Origin of the sequence: uncultured Sphingopyxis sp., from assembly GCF_900078365.1 — a bacterium.
Taxonomy (GTDB): Bacteria; Pseudomonadota; Alphaproteobacteria; order Sphingomonadales; family Sphingomonadaceae; genus Sphingopyxis.
The window spans coordinates 1,511,395-1,531,705 of the sequence record NZ_LT598653.1; the positions used below are offsets into that span (position 1 = coordinate 1,511,395).

The window sequence follows — 20,311 nt, forward strand, 5'->3', positions numbered from 1 at the left end:
GGAGAGCGAGGATCCCGCCCGCTCACCGGCCGGCGCACGGTACACCGGCGGCGGGCAGAGGTGTTTTGCCCGCATAGGCGGGCTCGAGGCTCAGCTCGAACGCCGATGCCATGTGGCTGACGCAGACATAGAAGGATATGGTGAGGGCAAGGTGGATCATCTGTGCCGGCGCGAAATGCGCCGACAACGCCGCATAAATATCGGGCGGCACCTCGCCGCCTTCGATGAGCGCATCGGCGAAGGCGAGGGCATGCCGTTCGGTTTCGTCGAAGAGATGGGATCCGCGCCACGCTGCCAGGGCATGAAGCTTTTGCTCGTCGACGCCGGCAGCGACGGCGAGCCCCCAATGATGCGCCCATTCATATTCGGCGCGCGTCAATATGGCGACGCGCATGATCAGCAGTTCGCGGAGCCCTCGTTCGGTGTGCTCTGCGCTCCGAAGCGGCCAAGCGAGGCGGGTCCAGGCCTCGAACAAGTCGGGTGCGTGGGCGAGCAGGCGGTACAGGTCCGGAATCTTGGCGCCGCGGCCTGTCATCTCATCGAAAATCGCGCGCGCGGCCGGTGCCGCCTCCTCGTCAGTCAGCAGGGCAATGCGGGTCATGGGCGGGTTTCCCTTCGTTCGGACTGGTGCAAGATCCAGGCCTCGAACTTGGCTGCAAAACCGGCGAGCACCTGGTCCGTGCCGGGCGATTCCAGCGCGGCGAGATTGTCGGGCGTGTAGTGGATATAAAGTTCGGGCTGGCCAAGGAGCCGGCATTCCAGCGAAACCAACATGCTGCGCAAATGCGCCTGCGCGATGGCGGCGCCGCGCAGACCGATCGAACCGCCGACGATCGCAGCGGGTTTTCCGGCCCAGCAGCTTTGCCCGCGTGGCCGCGATCCCCAGTCGATCGTGTTTTTGAGTGCCGCGGGGATCGAACGATTATGTTCGGGGGTCACGAACAGGATGGCGTCGGCGGCGCTGACGCACGCCTTCATCGCCGCGACGCTCTCTGGCGGGGCGTCGCGGAATTCGTCGTCGTCGTAGAGCGGCAACCGCAGGTCGGGCATGCGAAAGGTAAGCCGCGGGCCCGAAACCCGGGCGATCGCATCGGCAAGCCGCCGGCTGAACGAGTTTTGGCGCAGGCTGCCGATCAGGACGGCGACATCAGGCAACCGGTGCGCCTTCTTTCGCGGTGCGGCGGAGCGCCGCGACTTCCGGCCGGTTCGCAAAATCGGCGTACCAGTCGAGGACGCCGGGATCGGCCATCGCGTCGCGGCTCGCCACTTTGCTTGCGGGTTGGCCCATCAGCAGCTTGCGCACCGGAACCTCCATCTTCTTGCCGGTGAGGGTGAAGGGGATCGACGGCGCGGCGACGATTTCGTCGGGGACGTGCCGCGGGCTCGCCTGTTCGCGCAACTGGCGGTTGATCCGCTTGACCAGGTCGGCGTCGAGGCTGTGCCCAGGCGCGAGCTTGACGAACAGCGGCATGTAAAAGCCGCCGTCCGGCATTTCGCAACATACGATCAGGCTGTCGGAAACTTCCGCCACGCCTTCGAGCACGCGATAGATTTCGGCGGTGCCGATGCGGACGCCGAAGCGGTTGAGCGTCGAATCCGAGCGGCCATAGATATAGCAGCCGCCGTCGTCGGTGAATTTGATCAGGTCGCCGTGACGCCACACATCGGGGAAGGTCTCGAAATAGCTTGCGTGGTAGCGTTTCTGCCCTTCGTCGCCCCAGAAATAGATGGGCTGCGAGGGGAAGGGGCTGGTGACGACGAGTTCGCCGATCTCGCCGGTCAGCTCGTCGCCGTCGTCGCTCCAGCTATGGACGTCCATCCCCAGTTGCCGCCCCTGGATTTCGCCCGCGCGCACTGGCTTGCCCGGCACACCGCCGACCAGCGCGCTGCACAATTCGGTGCCGCCGGACGATGAGACGACCCACGCATCGTCGCGGACATTCTCGTAGAACCAGGCGAAGATATCGGGCGTTGCGGGCGCGCCGCCGACGAAGATCGTGTCAATCGACGACACGTCGAACCGCTCGGAGGGCTTGACCCCGGCGGCGCGCATGCTTTGCACCAGCGTCGGGCTGGCGCCGAAAACCGTCGCGCGCGCGTCGCACGCGATACGCCACAGAGCGTCGATCCCGCCGAACACCGGGCTGCCGTCGTAAAGAACAGCCGAACTGCCTGCGAGCATCGACGAGAGGACCGAATTCCACATCATCCAGCCGGTCGTCGTGTAGAAGAAATTCCGCTTGGCGGGGCTGAGGTTCATGTGAAGATTCTTGACCTTCAGATGCTCGGCGACGATCCCGACGTGGCTATGCGTGATCGCCTTGGGAAGGCCGGTGGTTCCCGACGAGAAAAGGATCCACAGGGGGTGATCATGCGGGACGCGTTCGTAGCGAAAATCTTCGCGCGGAATCGGCGGCCCCGCCAGCAGGTCGGCAAAGCTGTGCGACGCGATAGGGGAGGGCGGCGCCGCGTCGAAGCCTGCATAATCGAGCCAGACGATCGTCTCGAGGCTGGGCAGGGCGTCGGTAATCGCCGCGATTTCGCTGCGCCGGTCGAACGCCTTACCGCCAAAGCTGTAGCCATCGGCAAAGAAGGCCAGTTTGGGCTCGATCTGGCCGAAGCGTTCGATGACGGTAGGCGCGCCGAATTCGGGCGCCGCCGCCGACCAGACAGCGCCGATCGCGGTCGTCGCCAGCATCGCGATCGCGGTTTCGGGGATATTGGGCATGTAGCTGACGATGCGGTCGCCCGGGGCGATGCCCATGGCGCGCAGGCGCGTCGCCATGCGCCGCACCGCACCGCCGAGTTCGCCCCAGCTCATCTGCGCAAGCGGACGGATCTCGCTTGAATGGCAAAAGACGACGCTGTCGGGGTCGACGCTTTCGTGCCGCAGCGCATGTTCGGCAAAATTGACGCGGGATCCGACGAACCATTGGGTGTCGAGCATTCCGGTGCCGGTGCGAACCCGGTCGTAGGGTGTGTCCGAAAGAATGTCGAAATAGCGCCAGATGCCACCCCAGAACGTGTCGGGATGGGCCGTCGACCAGCGCCACAATTCCTCATAATCGCCGAACAACAGGCCCTGCTCGGCATGCAGCCACATGCGGTAGCGCTCGAGATTGGACTGGGCAAAGCGCTCGGGCGGTGGTGTCCAGAGCAAAGTCCCTTCCTTCATGGCTGTCTCCCAATTTCGCCGCCGGCCGCGCCGCCGTACGATCTTTACATGTGTAAAGTCTGGCTAGCGAATGCTGGCCACCCCTGTCAAGCGCGCGGCGCGAACACGGTGCCGTTCCATATCCGATCGCCGAAGGACGGCCCGGCTCCGCAACGCCTCCGCGGCATGCAATTGACACGTGACAAGTGTCGCTATAGATTGACCGGCAAAATTGGACAGGAGAGATGTTTATGCCCCGGCCGGCCCGCTTCGCCCATGTGGTGCTCCAGACCTTTGACCTGAAGCGTCTCGTCGACTGGTACACCTATGTCTTCGATCTCGAGGTCTATGCCGAGAGCCCGCGCGCGGTGATCGGTTCGTACGATGAGGAACACCACCGCTTCGCCTTCACCCAGTTTCCGGGCGAGAAGGTCGAATCCTTTTTCAACCCGCTCAAACATGTCGCCTATGCCTATGACACGCTCGGCGACCTGATGGCACAGTACAAGCATATGAAGGCACGCGGGTATCACCCCGTCGAAAGTGTCAACCACGGCCCGACGCTGTCGCTCTATTATGCCGATCCCGACGGCAATGGGGTCGAATTTTTCGTCGACCGCTTCGCGACGATGGAGGAATCGAAAGCCTTCATGGCGTCGCCGGCGTTCCAGAAGAACCTCTTCGGCTATTATTTCGATCCCGAAAAAGCGCTAGCGGATTTCGAGCAGGGCGTGCCCGCAGAAAAAGTGTGGGAATATGATCAGGAGGCGGCTGACCGGCATCTCGAAGCGCAAAAGGCCAAGGCGGCCGCTGCCGCACCCACTTCTTGACGGCCCTCGACATGGACATGATCCAGCCTGAAGCGCCGCCGGACGGCGCTGCGCCCTCGCATGCGTCTCGCCGCCGGCTCGGGGCGACCGACGTGCAGACCATACCGTTCGTGCTCGGCGGCAATGTGTTCGGATGGACCGCAGACAGGTCGGCGAGCTTTGCGATTTTGGACGCCTTTGCAGCCAATGGCGGTACCCTCATCGATACTGCTGATTCCTATTCGCGCTGGGCGCCGGGTCATCACGGAGGCGAGTCTGAAGAGATGCTCGGCGCATGGCTCGCCGCATCGGGCGCGCGCGCGAAGATTCAGATCGCAACCAAGGTCGGGGCGATGCCGGGTGAAGGAGGAAAGGGTCTTGCGCCATCGCGGATCGCCGCGGGATGCGACGCGTCGTTGCGCCGCTTGGGCATCGATTGCATTGACCTTTATTACGCGCATTGCGACGATCTCGACACACCGCAGGAAGCCGTACTTGAAGCTTTTGGAAAGCTCATCGACGCAGGCAAGGTCCGCGCGATTGGTGCGTCGAACTTTTCGGTAGCACGCCTGGAGTCAGCTCGCGCGCTGGCAGCGGACGGAGCGGGCCCGCGGTTCGATGTCGTGCAGCCTGGCTATAATCTGATCCGTCGTGACGAATATGAAGGCGCTCTCCAGGATTTCTGTGTCGCCAACCATATCGGCGTCGTTCCGCATTCGGGGCTCGCGTCGGGATTCCTGACCGGCAAATATCAGTCGCTGGCCGATACCGAAGCCCGGGCGCGGGGCGCCCGGCTGGGGTCGCTCTTCGACGCACGCGGGTTGGCTGTCCTCGCCGCGCTGAAGCGCATATCGAACGAGACGGGCGCTTCGCCCGCGCAGATTTCGCTTGCCTGGCTCACCGCGAAGCCGGCCGTCGTGGGCCCGATCGCCAGCGCGACAAGTGTTGCGCAGCTCGAGGAGCTCATGCAGTCGGTCGAGCTTGTGCTCGACGGCGAGCATATCGCGCTGCTCGACGCGGCGGGCCGCGATCCCGCCTGACGGTCAACGCGCCGGCGCGGCTGCGTCGACCAGCGGCGACGTGCCCGCCGGGTCGCTGTCCAATATCGCCTCGTCGGCCTGCGATGCGCCGAAGAGCGACTCGTTGGTGGCGACGAACGGCGCGAAGGCGCGCCACGAGCAGAAAAGAAAGAGCAGCCCCGACGGCATCGAAACGCAGAGAATAGCATAACGCAAAGCCGCATCGTCCCGAAAGACATAGTCGGTGATGAACGCCGTCGCGCTGGGCCCGAGCGTCCAGCCGATCAAGCCGCTGGCGAGCAGCGACAGGGTGACCACCCGGCCGCGCATGCGGTTCGGCGTCACCGCCTGGTACATTGAAGGCGTTGCAGCAAGCGTGACGCTGGTGCCGAGGAACAGCAGGCCGATCGCGGCGTAGCTTAGCGTGAGGCTAGGGATGAGCGGGAAGACGATCAGCGCCGGAATCTGGATTGCCGCAGCGACGAACATCGGCCGCAGTCGCGCGCCTTTGGCGCCCGTGTTTGCCCAATGGTCGCTGAGCCAGCCGCCGATGAGCAGCCCCACCGTGCCAGCGCCGATCATCAACGATCCGAGGACCAGCCCCGCACTATGCGGCTCGACGCCATGCGAACGTTCGAAAAAGCTCGGCATCCATGGGAAGATCGAATTGTTGATGAGGCCGAGCGCAACCTGGCCGGCGATAAGGAAGCCGAAGGTCGCGCGATTGGCAGAGAGGTAGCGGCGGAATTCCTCCGGGTCCGCAACCGCGGCTGAATGCCCCTGTTCCTGACGCGGTACCTCGCGGACGAAGAGGAGGAGCAGGGCGGCGATCGGACCGGGAAGCGCGACGGTGAGAAAAACGATGCGCCAAGGCTCCATCCCGCCGAACAGCGCCGACGCGCCGCTCAGCGCTTCGATCAGCGCCCCGCCCAGGATCAGCGATGCGCCGCCGCCGGCCATGATCGCGATGACATAGATGGCGAGAGCGCGGCCGCGCCTTCTGGGTTCGACATAGTCGGCGATCAGCGAATAGCAGGCAGGGGCAAGCACCGCCTCGCCGATGCCGACCCCGGCGCGGCAAATCAGGATCTGCCAATAGCTGGTGGTGAAGGCGGTCAGGCCGGTCATCAGCGACCAGCCGAGCACCCCGCCGATCAGGAGCATCGGCCGGTGCTTGCGGTCGACAAGCCCGCCGAACACCGGTCCGAGAAGGGCATAGAAGAGCGAAAAAGACGCGCCGCCGAACAGGCTGAACTGCGTGTCGGTGATATCGAACGCCTCGCGCATCGGCGCCACGAGCAGCGAGGGCAGGTTGCGGTCGAGCTGCCCGAGCATCGTGACCACCATCAGGATTGCGATGACCAGGACGGCGTAACGAAACGGCGGATAGGGCGACGCTATCGGCTGGAGGCTATCTTGCGCATCCTGCATGTCCAATCTCCCGGAATATCGCTGCGGTCCTATTGAACCTTGGTCGTCACGCTAGTTGGATATTGACATGTGTCAAGCGCGAGGGCAGGCCGCTTGATAATGAGAGGGAGAGGCTGATGACGCTGTTGGATATCGATCCCAGCACCACCGCACTGGTTGTTGTCGATCTGCAAAACGGCATCGTAGCGATGGACACGAAGCCGCATCCGTCGGGTGCGATCGTCGACAACAGCGTCCGGATCGCGCGAGCGCTGCGGCGGGCGGGCGGCACCGTGATCCTTGTCCGTGCGACGATCAGCGCCGACGGCGGCGATATGCTCGCGCCGCCGTGCGATCAACCTAGGCCGCCGATGCCGGCTTCGATCCCCGCGGACTATTTCGATCTTGTCCCGGCCCTGGCGCCGGAGGCCGGCGACCTTGTCGTCACAAAACGTCAATGGGGTGCCTTCTACGGCACCGATCTCGAACTGCAACTGCGCCGCCGCGGTCTCAAGACGCTGATCCTGACCGGCATCGCGACCAACTTCGGTGTGGAATCGACCGCGCGCTTCGCTTTCGAACTGGGGTTCGAGCAGATTTTTGTCAGCGACGCGATATCGGCCGCGAGCGAGGCGGCGCATGATGCCTCGCTGGCGGTCTTTGCGCGGATGGGCCACGTCCGGCCGGCCGATGTGGTCGTCCAATCGATCGAGACCGCACGCACATAGGTCTATCGCGGCCGGCGTTGCTATTGTTCCCACTTCCGCGCGATCGCTTCCGCACCCCATTGCTGCAGCACGGGATCCTCGGCCGCCTGTTCGGGGGTGATGGCGCCTGAATTGAGCGCCGCCATCAGTTTCGCAAGTGCGATCGTCGTCGGATTCTCGTCGCTGTTTTCCGGCGTCATCGCCGACTGCTTCGAGAAAATCTCGATCGAGAAGGACCCGCCCTTGCCGATGAGGAACGGACCATATTCCTCGCCGGGGAGCGAGGTGGAGACATCGCCTGGGCCGAGAATGGTGCCATCTTCGCGGATATGCGTTCCCTCAAGCACCATTTCCAGGCGATGGCAGGGATGGCTGTGGCGCGGTGCGACGAAGCCTTCCGGCATGCGCAGGACGAGCGCCAGCGGCGCGTCGAGATTGTCTTCCTCGCCGAGGACGAACAGCGCCGCCCGATGGTGCTGGGCTTTGGCGAGCGTCGTTGCGTAGCGCAACCGGCGTGGGGCTATGGCCCAGAAATCGGCGTCGTCCTGGAAATGATATGGCATGTCTATGTCCTCGATCTCGATCTCGATCGCATCATTCGGCGGGCAGCACGGCGCCGATGCGTTCGAGCTCGCCCTTCCAGTCGCGCGCCAGCTCTTCCTTCCCCCAGCGCGCGAGCTCAGGGCTGCTACGAAATTCGTCGGCGGTCATCGTGCCATCGTTGACCGCTTCGACCAGCTTGGCGACGGCCGCGGCGGCCTCGCTTTTTTCCGCATTGGTATGGACCATTGCGGCGCCGCGCGAAAACAGCTCGAGCGAATAGGAACCGCCTTTGCCGACAACGAACGGTCCATATTCCTCGCCGGGCTTGTTGGTCGAAATGTCCCCGGGCTTGAGCACCGTCCCATCGGCGCGCGTGTGCGTGCCCTCGATCATCAACTCCATGCGGTAACAGTCGTGGCTATGGCGCTGCGATACATAACCCTCGGGCATGCGCACGAAGAGCGCGAGCGGGGCGTCCAGATCGTCGGGCTCGCCGAGCACGAACATCGCCGCCTTCATGTCGCGGATCTCGGCCAGTCCGCGGGCGTGCTTCAGGCTGGGCGGCGCGACATGCCAGAACTCGGGATCGTCGTGAAAGAAATAAGGCATCGCTCTACTCCTCGTTGTTCGACGCGGGACGCCGGTCGACCCGCGGCCCGAACCGGTTTATCTTAACATATGACAAGCTCATAATTTGAAGTCGAGGGACACGCCGAAGGTGACCGGCCGCGCGTAGGATCCGTTGATTCCGCTCGCGCTCGGCGACGCGTGCATCAGATAGACCTCGTTGAGCAGATTTTCGCCCCACAGCGAGATGCTGTAGCGATCGTCGTCGGGGCGCCAGGTGATGCGGCCGTTGACGAGCGTATGCGCCGGCTGCCGGATCCGTTCGCCCGGGTCCCAGTAAAAGCCACCATTGTGCGAGACGAGCGGCGAAATCTCGATCGCGCCCCCTCCGACCGGGATCGTCAGTGTGCCGCCAAGGTTGAAGGTAAAGTCGGGCGACCGGATCAGATGGTTGCCGCTGGCGTCCTCGGCGACCTGCACATTGCCGCGCGGCTCGCCGTTGATGATGATGGGATTGAACACCGATGCGTCGGTGAAATCGACATAACGGGCGTGGTTGTAGGCGAGGCCGCCGAACAGCGTCAGATTGTCGTTGACCTGATATGACGTATCGAAGTCGAAGCCGTAGATTTCGGCCGATGCGGCGTTCTGCAGCACGGTGACGGCGACATTGCCGACCTGGTTCGCAATCTGCACCTGGATGTTTTTATAGTCGTAATAATAGGCGCCGATGTTGAAGGTGAAGCCGCCGCCGCTCCGCTTGAGGCCGACTTCATAGGCGGTCACTTCTTCGGGATCGACGGGGACCGGGGTCAGCGACGGCAGGTTGAAGTTGCCGGTCTTGAACCCGCGGCTGAACGACGCATAGATGTTGGTGCTATTCGACAGATCGTAGCGAAGCGAAACGCGCGGCGTGAACGCATCCCATTTTTCGGTCGTGTCGACCAGCGGCGGCCCGCCGGTTCCCCCCACTGCATGCTTGCGTTCGTCGCTGTAGCGCAGCCCGGCGATCAGATGGACGCGATCGGTGAAGTCGACATTGGCTTCGCCATAAACCGCGACCGCGCGCGTCTTGACATAACCCGAGACGACGACCGGGCCGCTCTTGAGGAACAGCTCCGATTTATCGTCATAGAAGAAAGCCCCCATCGTCCAGTTGAACGGGCCGTCGAGATCGCTCGTGTAGTTCAGATCCTCGGCAAAGGTCTTGTTGTTGATGTTGTAATCGCGTCCAGGCGGACCCGCGGGCGAGCCATCGGTGTCCGAATAGACGCTCGGCTGGGCCTTTTGGATGCTGGTGATCGAGCTGATCGTGCCGCCGCCCACATCCCAGCTGATGCGCAGATTGGCGTCTTTGACGGTGGCGCCCGACACAGGATCATCGTTGAGAACGACCTCATAGCGGCTGGCCGGCACCACGAAGTTCGGACCGATGAAGGCGTTGTTGCCGCCAAGCGGACGATAGCTGTAACCGGTGTTGTCGCGGGTGTAGGCATAGTTGGCGCCGAGCACGATCTCGAGATTGTCGGTCGGCTGCCATAGGATTTTCCCCCGGACAGCGCGGGTACTCACCGTGCTCAGCTTATGCCCGTTGAACAGGTTGGTCACGAAGCCGTCGTCGTGGCGATAGAGTCCCGAGACATTCACCGCGAGCGTGTCCGACAGCGGTAGGCTGGCATAGACGGTCGCCTTGACCGCGTTGAACCGGCCATAGCTCAGCCCGCCCTTCAGGCTGGCATCGACCAGATCGGGATCGGACGTGATGATACGGATCGCGCCGCCGGTCGAATTGCGGCCGAACAACGTGCCCTGCGGACCCTTAAGTACCTCGATGCGCTCGACATTGTTGAATTCGAGCGCGTTGCCCACCTGGTTGGGCTGGTAGACGCCGTCGATGTAAAGCGAGACGTTGGCGTCGGCGCCCGGCGTGGTCACCAGGGTGCCGATACCGCGGATCGTCGGCTGCGCGTAGATGCCCTGGACCGAATAGTTGAGGCCGGGCGTGACCAGCGACAGGTCGCGCGCCGAATCGATATTATTGGTTTCGAGCGCTTCGCTGGACAGGGCCGTGATCGAAATCGGAACGTCGCGCAGGCGTTCCTCGCGGCGCTGTGCCGTAACTACGATATCACCGCTATCGCTGGCCGTCTGCGGCGCGGGTGACGGCCTTCCCGGCGTTTCCTGCGCCGACGCCGATACGGGTGCCAGGGCGATGACCGCCGCACCCAATAATAGATAAGACTTGCCCATGTTTTTCCTCCCACCTGGTCAATCTAAGTCGACTTTGGATGGGAGCTTATATTGAAGTTGACACCTGTCAAGTTTTTGTTGGAGATCTGGCCTTTCCTATCCGGCTGCGTCGGGGTGGTCCGCACCGCTGACGGGTGTGCCGACATCGAACCGGTACGCTCGACGCCGCGCTTGAAGCATGTCGGCGCCCGCCCCGCCCCAGCGCCACCCGGCTATCGCGTCGAGTCTTTGGGAGCCGATTGCAGAAGGCCGATCCACTCGTCCGCCGCCCAGGCCCGCAGGTCGACGATGGTAATGCCCAGCTCGCCGATCATATCCGAAAATGCCTTCTGGCGTGGACTTTTCCCATTTGCTAGAAATGCTTCGGGCGTATCCCAACGTTCGGTCAGATGAAGACGATGCGGGTCGGTGCAATCGACCGCTATGCTGCAATGCGCGCAACCGGGCTGTGCGGCGACGCTCGCCATATGCTCTGCGGCGACGGCCCCGGCGGCGTCGAGGTTGCAGTGACGAAGGTCGAGGATGCCGATGACAATGATCATGGGATTTTCAGATTGTCTGGAAGTTGACATATGTCAATGAAAACTCCAATATTTTGGCGTTGGAATAGGGAAAGGCGGAACGACAAGTGACGGAACTTTGGTTGATAACCGGCGTCAGCTCGGGCCTTGGCCGATCGATGGCGATCGCGGCGCTGGAAGCGGGATTTGCCGTCGTGGGAACCGTGCGCAACGAGGTGGACGCTCGGTCGTTCGAGAATCTGCCGGGGTGCGCGCACGCGCGCATATTGGATGTCGGCGATCATGGCGCGATCCCGGATGCGATCGAGGAAATCGAGCGCACACTTGGGCCGGTTTCGGTCCTCGTCAACAATGCCGGCTATGGGCGGGAAGGGCCGCTCGAGGCGATCGCCGTTTCCGATTTGCAGCGCCTGTACGACGTCAACCTGTTTGGCGCCTTGAGGCTGTGCCAGGCGGTCATCCCGTCGATGCGGGCGCGCGGAGCCGGCCGGATCATCAATATTTCGTCGGCCACCACCCTCGGCGCGGCACCCGCCATCGGCGCCTATTCGAGCAGCAAGGCGGCGCTCAACTGTCTCTCGGAAGTTCTCGCAAAAGAAGTGGGCGCGTTCGGCATCAAGGTGACCGCGGTGCTACCGGCATCGTTCCGGACCGATTGGGCAGGCCGCTCGCTGACCCGGACCGAGGAGGGCGACAGCCATTACGGCCATCTTGCGGAAACCCGCGCTGCGCGTGCGGCGCGGGACGGACGGCAGGCAGGGGATCCTGCCCGGTTCGCAGCCGCCATCCTGGCCCTTGCCGCCGATGAAAACCCGCCGCTCAACCTGCTCCTTGGCGCGAGTGCGCTACGCGGAGCGCGGGCCCGGATCGCGCAAATGGAAGCCGAGGTCATCACCAGTGAACCCGCCGCGCTCGCCACCGACTTCGATTCTCCGGTCGACTTGTCCGCCGCCTGAGCCGGCGCGCGGCGTCCTTCAGATCCGCCGCGGCGAGAGGTCCTCATCGGGCGGTAGCAACGCGCCGTCGTCCGCGGGCAGCGGTGCGCCGCGTTCAGCCAGGATTCTGAGATTATTCTCGTGCCGCTCACGTGTGATCGGGAAGAAGGAGACCACGACGATCGATCCGCCGATAAAGAGGGTGATCGAACCCATCCACATCAGAACGAGATGATTGAGGACGTCACCGTCGACTTGGCCAGGATGGGCGCGGACCGGAAAGGCGACGAAGGTCAGAATTAGCCCGGCGATGAAGACGCCGAAGCTTGAAACGAACTTGCGCGCCATATTGTCGGCGGAAAAGACAAGCCCTTCAGACCGGCGGCCGGTCCTCACCTCGCTCTCCTCGACGACATCGGCCACCATCGAGGGCACCGTCGCGACACCGATCACGAACATCACCTGCGAGATGACAGCTTCGGTCGCAAGATAGGCGAAGAGCGCTGATCCCTCTGGAAGCAGGCCTAGGAGTTGCAGCGTTGGTGAGGCCAGCGTCGTGGTCAGGGCGAGCGCGGGAAATAATATCGCGGTGAATTTCTTGCCGTAGCGGCGAACGAGCACAGGGGCGAGCGCGACGCCAAGCAGGCTGGCGGGTATCTGGATCGTGGCCAGGAGTGCAACCTGGCCTTGGCTGAGCCCCCAGAAATAGAGGTTGAGATATACTTGCAGCGACTGGGTGACCCCGACTCCGGTCGCATAGATCGCTCCCGCAGCCGCGATGATGATGAACGCCTTGTTGTCGAGCGTCTGCTTCATTTCGCGGAGGAAGTCCCGGAAAGCCAGTTTGCGCTGCGGCGGGCTGCTCAGAAACGGGATGAAGCGATGGGTCGAATAGGTCGATACAAGAATCGTGGAGAAGATCATCAGCCCGCCGACGAGCCCCAGCATATGGTAGCCCTCTGGGCTCGAAACGCCGCCGCCGCCGTTCGCGGTCTCGCGCATGAACCATTCATAGCCGGCGAGCACCATCAGATAGCCACCCCCCATTTCGAAGGCGCGGCGAACCGCGATGAGACCCGTACGGCCGGCATAATCCGACGTCAGCTCCGGGGCGAGCGAAACGGCGGGGAGCTCGAACAGCGTATCGCAGAATCTTAGGACGAGCAGGCAGCCGAGCAGATAGAGCGGCAGTGCGGACGGTGACAGGAAATCCGGCGGCGACCAGATCAGGAAATAGGCGAGCGCGGTCGGCAGCGCCGCGGCATACATCAGCGGATGGCGACGGCCCCAACGCGTTCGCAAATTGTCTGATACTTGTCCGACGAACGGATCGACGAGCGCATCGAAGATTGCAGCGATCATCATCACAGTGGCGACTGCGGCAGCGGGGACTCCTATGGCCTGGCTATAGAAGATCATCAGAAAAGCGTTCGATGTCCGCAAATTGATGCCGGTTCCCGTCGAGCCCAGCCCATAGAGAATCTTCGTTTTGGCCGTAAGCGCCGGCCTTGGCTTGTCATCCACCATCAGGTGAGGCCGTTCGCAAGCCGTACTGGCGCGGGAAGGCTTTTTTTCGTTCCCGCGCATTCCTTCGGTGATTCTAGTGATTGTCGCTCTCCCTTTTCGCCACACAGTTTGCAGCTGCGTACTCATTGAAAATTCATTGACACATGTAAATTTAGAAAGACATATCGACTGGAGCATTTGCATGCAACAGCAGAAACACAGCGAAAATTATGTTCCGAGCATCCATAAAAATAAGCAGACAGATGTAAATTTCTGGATCGCGGAGCGAGAGGGGCGATGTGAACGAAAGCCAAAGTCACCGCACGTGGGCACCGCTACGCTTCGGCAGTTTCCGAGCCATCTGGCTCGCGAGCCTTGTTTCCAACTTCGGGTCGGTCATCCAGACCGTTGGCGCGTCATGGTTGATGACAACCCTCGATCCGAGGGCCACCATGGTCGCGCTCGTCCTGTCAGCGACAACGCTGCCGATCCTCATGCTCGCCGTTATGGCCGGCGCGATCGCCGACATCGGCGACCGGCGCATTATCATGCTGACGGCGCAATATGCCATGCTAGGGGCCGCGATTGCCTTGGCGACACTGACTCTGCTCGGCTTTATCACACCATGGTCGTTGCTGGTGCTGACCTTCGTCATCGGCTGCGGCACGGCAATATATGCTCCCTCTTGGCAGGCCTCCGTCGGCGACCATGTTCCCAGACCTTACATCGCCGGGGCGGTCGCGCTCAACAGCATGAATACGAACCTCGCGCGGACAGCCGCGCCAGCTATTGGTGGTATGATCGTTGCTCTGGTCGGCTCTCAAGGCGCGTTTGTTCTCAACGCATTCACCTATGTCGGTCTGATTATCGTGTTGACCCGATGGCGTTCTCCTCCCCGCGAAGCGCAATTCCCCCCCGAACCTCTCGGAACCGCGGTCGCTGCGGGGCTGCGCTATGTTCGCGAAACGCCTTCGCTGATGGCAGCGATGCTCCGCGGCCTCCTGCTCGGCGCCGGAGGCAGCGCGATCTGGGGTTTGATGCCCCTCATCGCGCGCGATTTGATCGGAGGTGATGCCACCGTCTACGGTTTCGTTCTGGGCGCCTTCGGTTCCGGCGCGGTCGTTGGAGCGTTGGCCGGCACGCGCATCCGCCGATCGCTGTCGCACGAGCATACAGTCGGCAGTGCGATGATGGTTTATGCTTTGGCATCGGCGATGATCGCATTTGGCTGGCCGTTGCTTCCGTCGCTGACGATACTGGCGTTCGCCGGTTTCGGCTGGGTGGTCGCGGTGTCGACGATGATGATAGGCGTGCAAATGGCATCCCCTCGCTGGGTCGTAGGCCGGACGATGTCGCTTTTTCAGATGGCATTGTTGGGCGGCGTGGCTGCGGGCGCGTGGGGATGGGGGCAGGTGGCACAAGCGATCGACTTGCAATCGGCTTTTCTCGCTTCCGCCGCAGTGATGATTCTCGCTGCATTCACGGGCTTCATACTGCCGCTGCCTCAGCCGCTGATGCCCGAACTCTCGCCGCTGCGTATATTCGATCTCGCATCGGAAGCAGGGGCGCCGCTGCCATTTCGCGGACCCGTGATCATCAGCGTCTCCTACCGGATCCCGTCTACAAGCGCGCACGCCTTTGCGGCTGCGATGGCCGAGCGCGGACGCATAAGGCGCCGCGATGGGGCTCAGCGATGGGCGTTGTTTCGCGATCCCGCCGATCCCGAATCCTGGGTTGAGCGGTTCGAATTTCGTACCTGGGGCGACTACATGCGGCAACGCCATCGATTGACCGTCGCCGATCGTGAAACGCTGGAGGCTGTACGCGGTTTTCACGATTTCGGGCAGGGCGATCCCCTTGTCCGACGTCTTGTGGCGTGGACTGCCGTGTCAGACAGCAAAGCGGAAGCGGTCGCCCCGACCGACCCCTATCTCGACGATGGCAATATAGTTTCTGATGGTCTGGATGGGCGATAAACCATCCGGTCATCCGTCCGCGGGCGCCGAGAGGAGGATGCGCATGCCGTCTGGGTCGGTGCAATAGACATATACCATGCCGTTGGCGGCAACTCGCGCCTCGTCCCGCACCTCGCCACCGCAGGCCTGAATCAGCGCTTCGACCCGGGGAAGCGAGTCCACACATAATCGGATGTGCGTGAGGCCCAGTTGAGCTGCGAAGCTTCCGCTGGGCGGGGCAGGCGAGGCCGACCCGGTTTCGACCAATTCGAGCGCGACGCCGTCGCGCTTTACATAGACCGCGCGTGCCATGCTGCCGTCGTGCATTCCCAATATCGGCCGATAGGCGGGCAAAATATCGAACGGCGTTCCGACCGCAAAACCGAGCGCGCGATAGAAGCCGATCGACCGGTCGAGGTCGGATACCGAGGTCGACAGGCCGCCAACGACGATGCCGTCGACGGCAAGTTCGCGGTTCGGGCCGATCCGGACCGGGGCAGGCTCGCTCATGCCGAGGTCGCGATCGCTGCGCGCTTGCGGGCCCGGCCGACGACGTGCCGCGCGCGCGCGATCGCCATGTTGAAGCGGGTGGCTTGCCGCGCTGCGGGGTCGCCTTCGCTCGCGGCCGGCGCGTGTCGCAGCAAATGCATGGATGCGTCGACGTAGATCGCGTCCCACACCGGAAAGCTGCGATCGAGAATATCGTGATCGCTGGATTCCAGGATCAGGTTGCCCTCGCCGACGGCCAGCAGGCCGACTGCGATCAGCGCGCAGCGATCATCCGGTGAGGGCATGACACCCTGCATGACATAGGCGACGCCGGCGGCGACGATCTTCTCCATCTCACGCAGCGCGGGGTCTGAAACCCCATATTTGCGCAGCAGCTTGCTGAATGTCGTTCCGTCGGCATCATGGCGTCCGATATCGCCGCCCGCGAGGCTGAAGGTGGTCGCCCCTTCCGGAAATTTGTCGGCTGGATCGATGAATTCGAAGCGGGCTTCGGGATCGATAAAGCGGCTGATCAGCCAGGCCGACGCGACACGATCGAAGTGAACCAACCGGCTCGTCACCCAGAACATATGCCTAATCTCCCGAATTCGCGGCCATCGGCTCGGCCGTTTTGGTCGCCGCGCGCGAGCCGCTCAATATTTGCTCGAAAGCATTGCGCAATGTGCCGGCGGGATCGTCGACGCGGCCCAGCGCGCGAAAGGCGACATGCGCATCGGGTCGCACCAGGATCGCGCCATCGTCCCCGATTTCACGCTCGGAGAGCCACTGACCTGACGGATCGGCGACATCTCCGCCCGGTCCAACGCTCCACGCATGAATCGTGATGCCCGATTCCGCCGCAATCTGGGCCGCGGCGTCGTGCCAGCGGCCTCCATTCGCGCCGCTGATCAGCGCAAAGCCACCCATGGGTATAAGGTCGTGCGTGGATAGCCGCCGGTCGCCCTGCGTGAGCCATGCGTGTGGCAATCGCGAACCGGGCCTCGTAGTGGGATAATAGATGTGGCCCATCGGATCGCGTTTGGCCGGCGGCGAGCCATCGTCGACCACCGCGCCGTCTGGGTACACGAAACCGAGTTCGCGGTCGTGCGCGGCATATTCGACGCGCTGGATATTGAGAATCTCGTTGAGCTGGGCGCGCCGTGTTTCGCCCTCGAAACTGTCCTCGACAAGCACCTTGAAGCGCTCGCAGGTTTTCTCCGGACTTTCGCCGGGAACAACGCCGATGCCCGACATGATGAGATAGGCGTTGGTCGACGCGTTGATCGACCAGCGCACATTGCTCGCGGTAACCGGGCGGCGCTCGAGCTCATAGGCGTCGATCAGGCTCGCGGGGGCTAGTCCCTTGGTCACGAGCGCCAGTTTCCACGCAATATTGTGCGCATCCTGAAACCCGGAATTGAGGCCGAGACCGGCGGCGGGCGGATGCTTGTGCGCCGCATCGCCGATGATCACGATCCGGCCGACCTGCATCTTGTCGGCGATCACCGTTTCTAGCGACCAGCGGCTCACTCGCCGTACCGTGAGGGGAACGTCGACTTTCAGAAAGCCGCGAACATCTTCGATCAGTTCTTCGTCGGTTACGGTCTCGCGTTCACCCGGTACGCTCGCAAAGCGTGGCCCGCGCGTGAAGTTCGAAGCCCATTCCTCGCTCCGCCCGTCCCAATGATCGGGACCAAAAGTCAGCAGCGAATTGACGCGATAGGGCTTTTCGGGGTGGAAGATGCGGCGCATGACCGCGTCGTCATCCTTGATATAGCCGCTGAGATCGGCGGCGAACCAGACAGTATAAAAGTCACCCAAATCCTTGTCGCCTATCATTTCGATCCCGAGTGCCGGATTGATCGTCTTGCCGCCGTCGGCTGCGATCATATAGGCGCAGCGGACCGTCATCCGTTCGCCCGACTGGCGATCGAGAACGATCGCGGTGACGCCATTCGCATCCTGCGCAAAGCTCTCGAGTTCGTGATTGAAGAGAATGCGTCCTGGATACCGCGCTTCGCATTGCTCGAGCAGGATTGGCTCGAGCCGAATCTGCGGAATATTGGTCGGATGCGTCGTGCCCTTCTGGTCGTACATTGCCGCATGGTCGCCGCCGCCGAGAATCGAAGGCGCGGCGAATTGCAATCCATCGAGCGGGCCGTCGCCGCCGAGCGATGTCATCCACCGGATGCGGCCGAGGTTTTCGCGTGGAGCCGAGCGTGCATAGATCGCGTCGGCGACACCGTGCTGGCGAAATATCTCCATCGACCTTTGGTTGATATAATGAGCCTTGGGCAGGTGAGATGTCCCCGGGTGACGCTCGATCGTCAGCGCATCGACGCCGAGATCACCGAGGAAGATCGATAGCGCGAGACCGGCTCCGCCGGCACCCACGACCAGAACCTGAGTGTTGAGCTCACGCATTTGCGGTCACCACGCGCGACGCGCCGCGCACCGTGTTGCGCAGCAATCCGATCCGCTCGATCTCACACTCGACGACATCGCCGTCGACCAGGAATCGCCCGTCTTCGAGCGCCACACCGGCGGGCGTCCCGGTGAAGACAAGGTCACCCGGTTCGAGCCGGGTACGCGCATTGATATAAGTCAGCACTTCGTCGACATTCCATTCCATCGTATTGGTGCGGTCGTGCTGGCGCACCTCGCCATTGACGCGCAATTCCATGAGCAGGTCGGGCTCCTTTCCGATCTCGTCGATCGTAACGACCCAAGGCCCGATACCGGTGCAGTCGTCCTGCGATTTCGCCGAATAGAGATCGGCGCCGCGGGGGCCCTTGGCCAGGTCGCGCGCCGATGCGTCGTTGCCGATCGTATAGCCGATGGCGGCATCCATCGGGCGCATGCCCTCGGTCAGCGGCCGGCCGATCATGATCACCAACTCGATTTCATAATCGAGCTTCTGTGTGAGCGGCGGGTAGCGCATCGGATCATCATGTCCGATGATCGCCGTGGGCGCCTTGATGAAGGCCACCGGAACGTCGGGCATCGGATTGCCAAAGGCTTCGACATGCTTCCGGTAGTTGAGGCCCATGCAGATCGTTTTCGAGCAACGATCGACAGGAGCGAGAAGCCGTGTCGATGAAAGGGGCTGTGCAGCCGCAGGATCGGTCAGCGAATTCAGATCGATACCGTCGAACCAGGCAGCCGTCCATTCGGCGAGAGAAATAGTAAAGGGCCGGATAGCGTCGTGCTCGACATCGACGATCCCCCAACAACTATCTTCTCCCATCTCAAAGCGCGCTAGTTTCACTTTTCCCTCTCCATGCCTGCGAATTATGTCAGGACTTGTCACGTGTCAATCAAACTTCTGTCCGCTGGCTATCCCTCGGCGCGTCCCAGAATGGCGCGGGCGGCCTGATAGGCTTCGCCCTTGGGGGCGACGGGCAAGCCGAGCTGCCGAGCCAGCATCCTTGCGCTGGGGCTCTCGGTCATCTGTTGGCTCGGCGTCCGGCCCATCCCTCCGGCGCGGCGGTCGCCCGCGCGGACGCTGACGACCATCATCCGGAATGCGGACAGGATCGAATAATAATCCATATCGACGGTTTTGCGGCCGCTGGCGGCCTCGTAGACCGCGATCGTTTCATCGCGATCGGGCAGGCCGGGCAGGCGATCGACCTCGATGGCCTCCGACATGAGCTCGTCGAAGAAGAGCCACCAGGCGAGATCGGCTTCGCCGGGACCAAGGCGAGCGGTCTCCCAGTCGAGCAGCGCGCTCACGGTCAGATCGTCGTTGAACAACAGGTTGTGCGGTGCTGCATCCCCCCACAAGACATCGATGCGCGGCGACTGCGGCCGGTTCGCCTTGAGATAGTCGAGGGCCGCATTGCCGAGCGGCAACGAACGTCCGGCCAGCGCCCAGTCGTACCAGCGCTCGAGCCAGTCGAGATATTGGCCGAGACCTGTCTCGCCCCGCGCCGGATCGTCGAGAAATTCGAAACCTTCGGACCAAGGCAGCCTGTGGACCTCGGCAATCGCCGCAATTCCGTTGCGCCATAATTTGCCCCGCTCGGCAGGCGCCAGCGCGTGGATCCAGCCGCCGAGATTATAATTGGGAACCTGAGGGGCAATTCGGCCGGCGCACCGTTTCATGACCAGGAACGGCGTGGTCAGCACCGAACGGTCCATCTCGAGACCGATGCATTCGGGAACCGGGATGTTAGAGCGTTCGCCGATCGCAACCATCATGCGGTAGGGCAGGGTGATGTCGGCATCGAGAAAAATATCGTCATCGAACGCGCGCCGGATAACCAACTGCTCCGAACAGCGCCGCCCGCCCTGGTCATAGCTGATGTCGATGAACGAGCTTTCGGCCGAGCGGCCGCCCGCGGTTGGAAAATGAACCGGCGCGACGATCAGATTCGCTGCCTGGGGCATCTGCCGGGAAAGCCACGAAGCGATCCCTTGCCTGATTGTTTCTGGGTCTAGCCG

At 62.7% G+C, this 20,311-nt stretch carries 19 protein-coding genes; 5 read left to right on the forward strand and 14 right to left on the reverse strand.

Translation table 11 applies throughout. From position 1 onward, the window contains the following. Positions 1 to 22: 22 nt before the first annotated feature. The 3 genes from QZL87_RS06835 to QZL87_RS06845 are packed head-to-tail and all read right to left on the reverse strand — an operon-like array spanning position 23 to position 3,175. On the reverse strand, positions 23 to 601 hold the full coding sequence (locus QZL87_RS06835) for a carboxymuconolactone decarboxylase family protein (protein ID WP_184100607.1): 579 nt from the start codon (positions 599 to 601) through the stop codon (positions 23 to 25). Beyond that, entirely contained in the window at positions 598 to 1,155 is a 558-nt protein-coding gene (locus tag QZL87_RS06840) for an NAD(P)H-dependent oxidoreductase (protein ID WP_184100609.1), read from the reverse strand. Before QZL87_RS06840 ends, QZL87_RS06835 begins: the two co-directional genes overlap by 4 nt. After that, positions 1,148 to 3,175 carry an acetoacetate--CoA ligase gene (locus tag QZL87_RS06845; protein WP_184100610.1) on the reverse strand — a complete coding sequence of 676 codons (2,028 nt, stop codon included), beginning with the start codon at positions 3,173 to 3,175 and terminating at the stop codon, positions 1,148 to 1,150. The genes QZL87_RS06840 and QZL87_RS06845 overlap by 8 nt, the downstream gene beginning before the upstream one ends. A gap of 230 nt (positions 3,176 to 3,405) precedes the next feature. Between QZL87_RS06845 and QZL87_RS06850 the strand changes: the two genes are divergently transcribed. Together QZL87_RS06850 and QZL87_RS06855 are read left to right on the forward strand one after the other, a co-directional pair. Further along, entirely contained in the window at positions 3,406 to 3,984 is a 579-nt protein-coding gene (locus tag QZL87_RS06850) for a VOC family protein (RefSeq protein ID WP_184100612.1), read from the forward strand. An 11-nt stretch (positions 3,985 to 3,995) separates the two neighbouring features. Continuing rightward, the gene (locus QZL87_RS06855) at positions 3,996 to 5,003 is read left to right on the forward strand and encodes an aldo/keto reductase (protein WP_246427302.1); all 1,008 of its coding nucleotides are present in this window, start codon (positions 3,996 to 3,998) and stop codon (positions 5,001 to 5,003) included. A 3-nt stretch (positions 5,004 to 5,006) separates the two neighbouring features. On the opposite strand, the gene QZL87_RS06860 is transcribed toward QZL87_RS06855, so the two are convergent. Then, the gene (locus QZL87_RS06860) at positions 5,007 to 6,413 is read right to left on the reverse strand and encodes an MFS transporter (protein WP_295325749.1); all 1,407 of its coding nucleotides are present in this window, start codon (positions 6,411 to 6,413) and stop codon (positions 5,007 to 5,009) included. A gap of 116 nt (positions 6,414 to 6,529) precedes the next feature. Between QZL87_RS06860 and QZL87_RS06865 the strand changes: the two genes are divergently transcribed. Next, a complete protein-coding gene (locus tag QZL87_RS06865) occupies positions 6,530 to 7,120 on the forward strand; it encodes an isochorismatase family protein (RefSeq protein ID WP_221235238.1) in 591 nt (196 codons plus the stop codon). A gap of 20 nt (positions 7,121 to 7,140) precedes the next feature. On the opposite strand, the gene QZL87_RS06870 is transcribed toward QZL87_RS06865, so the two are convergent. The 4 genes from QZL87_RS06870 to QZL87_RS06885 form a co-directional block, all read right to left on the reverse strand. Next, complete coding sequence (locus QZL87_RS06870; protein ID WP_184100616.1) at positions 7,141 to 7,662, reverse strand: hypothetical protein; 522 nt, start codon at positions 7,660 to 7,662, stop codon at positions 7,141 to 7,143. Positions 7,663 to 7,693: 31 nt separating this feature from the next. Next, positions 7,694 to 8,251: a hypothetical protein gene (locus QZL87_RS06875; protein ID WP_184100618.1), complete on the reverse strand. Its 558-nt coding sequence runs from the start codon at positions 8,249 to 8,251 to the stop codon at positions 7,694 to 7,696. A 78-nt stretch (positions 8,252 to 8,329) separates the two neighbouring features. Further along, on the reverse strand, positions 8,330 to 10,459 hold the full coding sequence (locus QZL87_RS06880) for a TonB-dependent receptor (protein WP_184100620.1): 2,130 nt from the start codon (positions 10,457 to 10,459) through the stop codon (positions 8,330 to 8,332). A 212-nt stretch (positions 10,460 to 10,671) separates the two neighbouring features. Then, positions 10,672 to 11,001, reverse strand: a complete 330-nt coding sequence (locus QZL87_RS06885) for an antibiotic biosynthesis monooxygenase (protein ID WP_184100622.1) — start codon at positions 10,999 to 11,001, stop codon at positions 10,672 to 10,674. Positions 11,002 to 11,087: 86 nt separating this feature from the next. On the opposite strand from QZL87_RS06885, the gene QZL87_RS06890 reads away from it, so the two are divergent. Continuing rightward, entirely contained in the window at positions 11,088 to 11,936 is an 849-nt protein-coding gene (locus QZL87_RS06890; protein WP_184100624.1) for an oxidoreductase, read from the forward strand. 18 nt (positions 11,937 to 11,954) lie between these two features. Here the strand turns inward: QZL87_RS06890 and QZL87_RS06895 are convergent, their stop codons facing one another. Next, complete coding sequence (locus QZL87_RS06895; RefSeq protein ID WP_184100626.1) at positions 11,955 to 13,442, reverse strand: MFS transporter; 1,488 nt, start codon at positions 13,440 to 13,442, stop codon at positions 11,955 to 11,957. 278 nt (positions 13,443 to 13,720) lie between these two features. On the opposite strand from QZL87_RS06895, the gene QZL87_RS06900 reads away from it, so the two are divergent. Continuing rightward, entirely contained in the window at positions 13,721 to 15,397 is a 1,677-nt protein-coding gene (locus QZL87_RS06900; protein WP_184100628.1) for an MFS transporter, read from the forward strand. 9 nt (positions 15,398 to 15,406) lie between these two features. Here QZL87_RS06900 and QZL87_RS06905 read toward each other — a convergent pair whose 3' ends face one another. Genes QZL87_RS06905 through QZL87_RS06925 form a run of 5 tightly spaced genes read right to left on the reverse strand, consistent with a single transcriptional unit; the run spans position 15,407 to position 20,257 of the window. Beyond that, positions 15,407 to 15,886 (reverse strand): VOC family protein, encoded by a 480-nt coding sequence (locus QZL87_RS06905; RefSeq protein ID WP_184100630.1) that lies wholly within the window; start codon positions 15,884 to 15,886, stop codon positions 15,407 to 15,409. Further along, on the reverse strand, positions 15,883 to 16,455 hold the full coding sequence (locus tag QZL87_RS06910; RefSeq protein ID WP_184100633.1) for a chromate resistance protein ChrB domain-containing protein: 573 nt from the start codon (positions 16,453 to 16,455) through the stop codon (positions 15,883 to 15,885). The genes QZL87_RS06905 and QZL87_RS06910 overlap by 4 nt, the downstream gene beginning before the upstream one ends. 4 nt (positions 16,456 to 16,459) lie before the next feature. Next, on the reverse strand, positions 16,460 to 18,289 hold the full coding sequence (locus QZL87_RS06915; RefSeq protein WP_184100635.1) for an FAD-dependent monooxygenase: 1,830 nt from the start codon (positions 18,287 to 18,289) through the stop codon (positions 16,460 to 16,462). Beyond that, positions 18,282 to 19,175 (reverse strand): fumarylacetoacetate hydrolase family protein, encoded by an 894-nt coding sequence (locus tag QZL87_RS06920; RefSeq protein ID WP_184100637.1) that lies wholly within the window; start codon positions 19,173 to 19,175, stop codon positions 18,282 to 18,284. The genes QZL87_RS06915 and QZL87_RS06920 overlap by 8 nt, the downstream gene beginning before the upstream one ends. Before the next feature lie 26 nt (positions 19,176 to 19,201). Continuing rightward, entirely contained in the window at positions 19,202 to 20,257 is a 1,056-nt protein-coding gene (locus tag QZL87_RS06925; protein WP_184100639.1) for a phosphotransferase family protein, read from the reverse strand. Positions 20,258 to 20,311: the final 54 nt, after the last annotated feature.

Excerpts from the sequence above, each read along its gene's own strand:
- QZL87_RS06835 (WP_184100607.1), bottom strand. The coding sequence starts at position 601 with ATGACCCGCATTGCCCTGCTGACTGACGAGGAGGCGGCACCGGCCGCG.
- QZL87_RS06845 (WP_184100610.1), bottom strand. The coding sequence starts at position 3,175 with ATGAAGGAAGGGACTTTGCTCTGGACACCACCGCCCGAGCGCTTTGCC.
- QZL87_RS06850 (WP_184100612.1), top strand. The coding sequence starts at position 3,406 with ATGCCCCGGCCGGCCCGCTTCGCCCATGTGGTGCTCCAGACCTTTGAC.
- QZL87_RS06855 (WP_246427302.1), top strand. The coding sequence starts at position 3,996 with ATGGACATGATCCAGCCTGAAGCGCCGCCGGACGGCGCTGCGCCCTCG.
- QZL87_RS06860 (WP_295325749.1), bottom strand. The coding sequence starts at position 6,413 with ATGCAGGATGCGCAAGATAGCCTCCAGCCGATAGCGTCGCCCTATCCG.
- QZL87_RS06865 (WP_221235238.1), top strand. The coding sequence starts at position 6,530 with ATGACGCTGTTGGATATCGATCCCAGCACCACCGCACTGGTTGTTGTC.
- QZL87_RS06870 (WP_184100616.1), bottom strand. The coding sequence starts at position 7,662 with ATGCCATATCATTTCCAGGACGACGCCGATTTCTGGGCCATAGCCCCA.
- QZL87_RS06875 (WP_184100618.1), bottom strand. The coding sequence starts at position 8,251 with ATGCCTTATTTCTTTCACGACGATCCCGAGTTCTGGCATGTCGCGCCG.
- QZL87_RS06880 (WP_184100620.1), bottom strand. The coding sequence starts at position 10,459 with ATGGGCAAGTCTTATCTATTATTGGGTGCGGCGGTCATCGCCCTGGCA.
- QZL87_RS06885 (WP_184100622.1), bottom strand. The coding sequence starts at position 11,001 with ATGATCATTGTCATCGGCATCCTCGACCTTCGTCACTGCAACCTCGAC.
- QZL87_RS06895 (WP_184100626.1), bottom strand. The coding sequence starts at position 13,442 with ATGGTGGATGACAAGCCAAGGCCGGCGCTTACGGCCAAAACGAAGATT.
- QZL87_RS06905 (WP_184100630.1), bottom strand. The coding sequence starts at position 15,886 with ATGAGCGAGCCTGCCCCGGTCCGGATCGGCCCGAACCGCGAACTTGCC.
- QZL87_RS06910 (WP_184100633.1), bottom strand. The coding sequence starts at position 16,455 with ATGTTCTGGGTGACGAGCCGGTTGGTTCACTTCGATCGTGTCGCGTCG.
- QZL87_RS06915 (WP_184100635.1), bottom strand. The coding sequence starts at position 18,289 with ATGCGTGAGCTCAACACTCAGGTTCTGGTCGTGGGTGCCGGCGGAGCC.
- QZL87_RS06925 (WP_184100639.1), bottom strand. The coding sequence starts at position 20,257 with ATGCCCCAGGCAGCGAATCTGATCGTCGCGCCGGTTCATTTTCCAACC.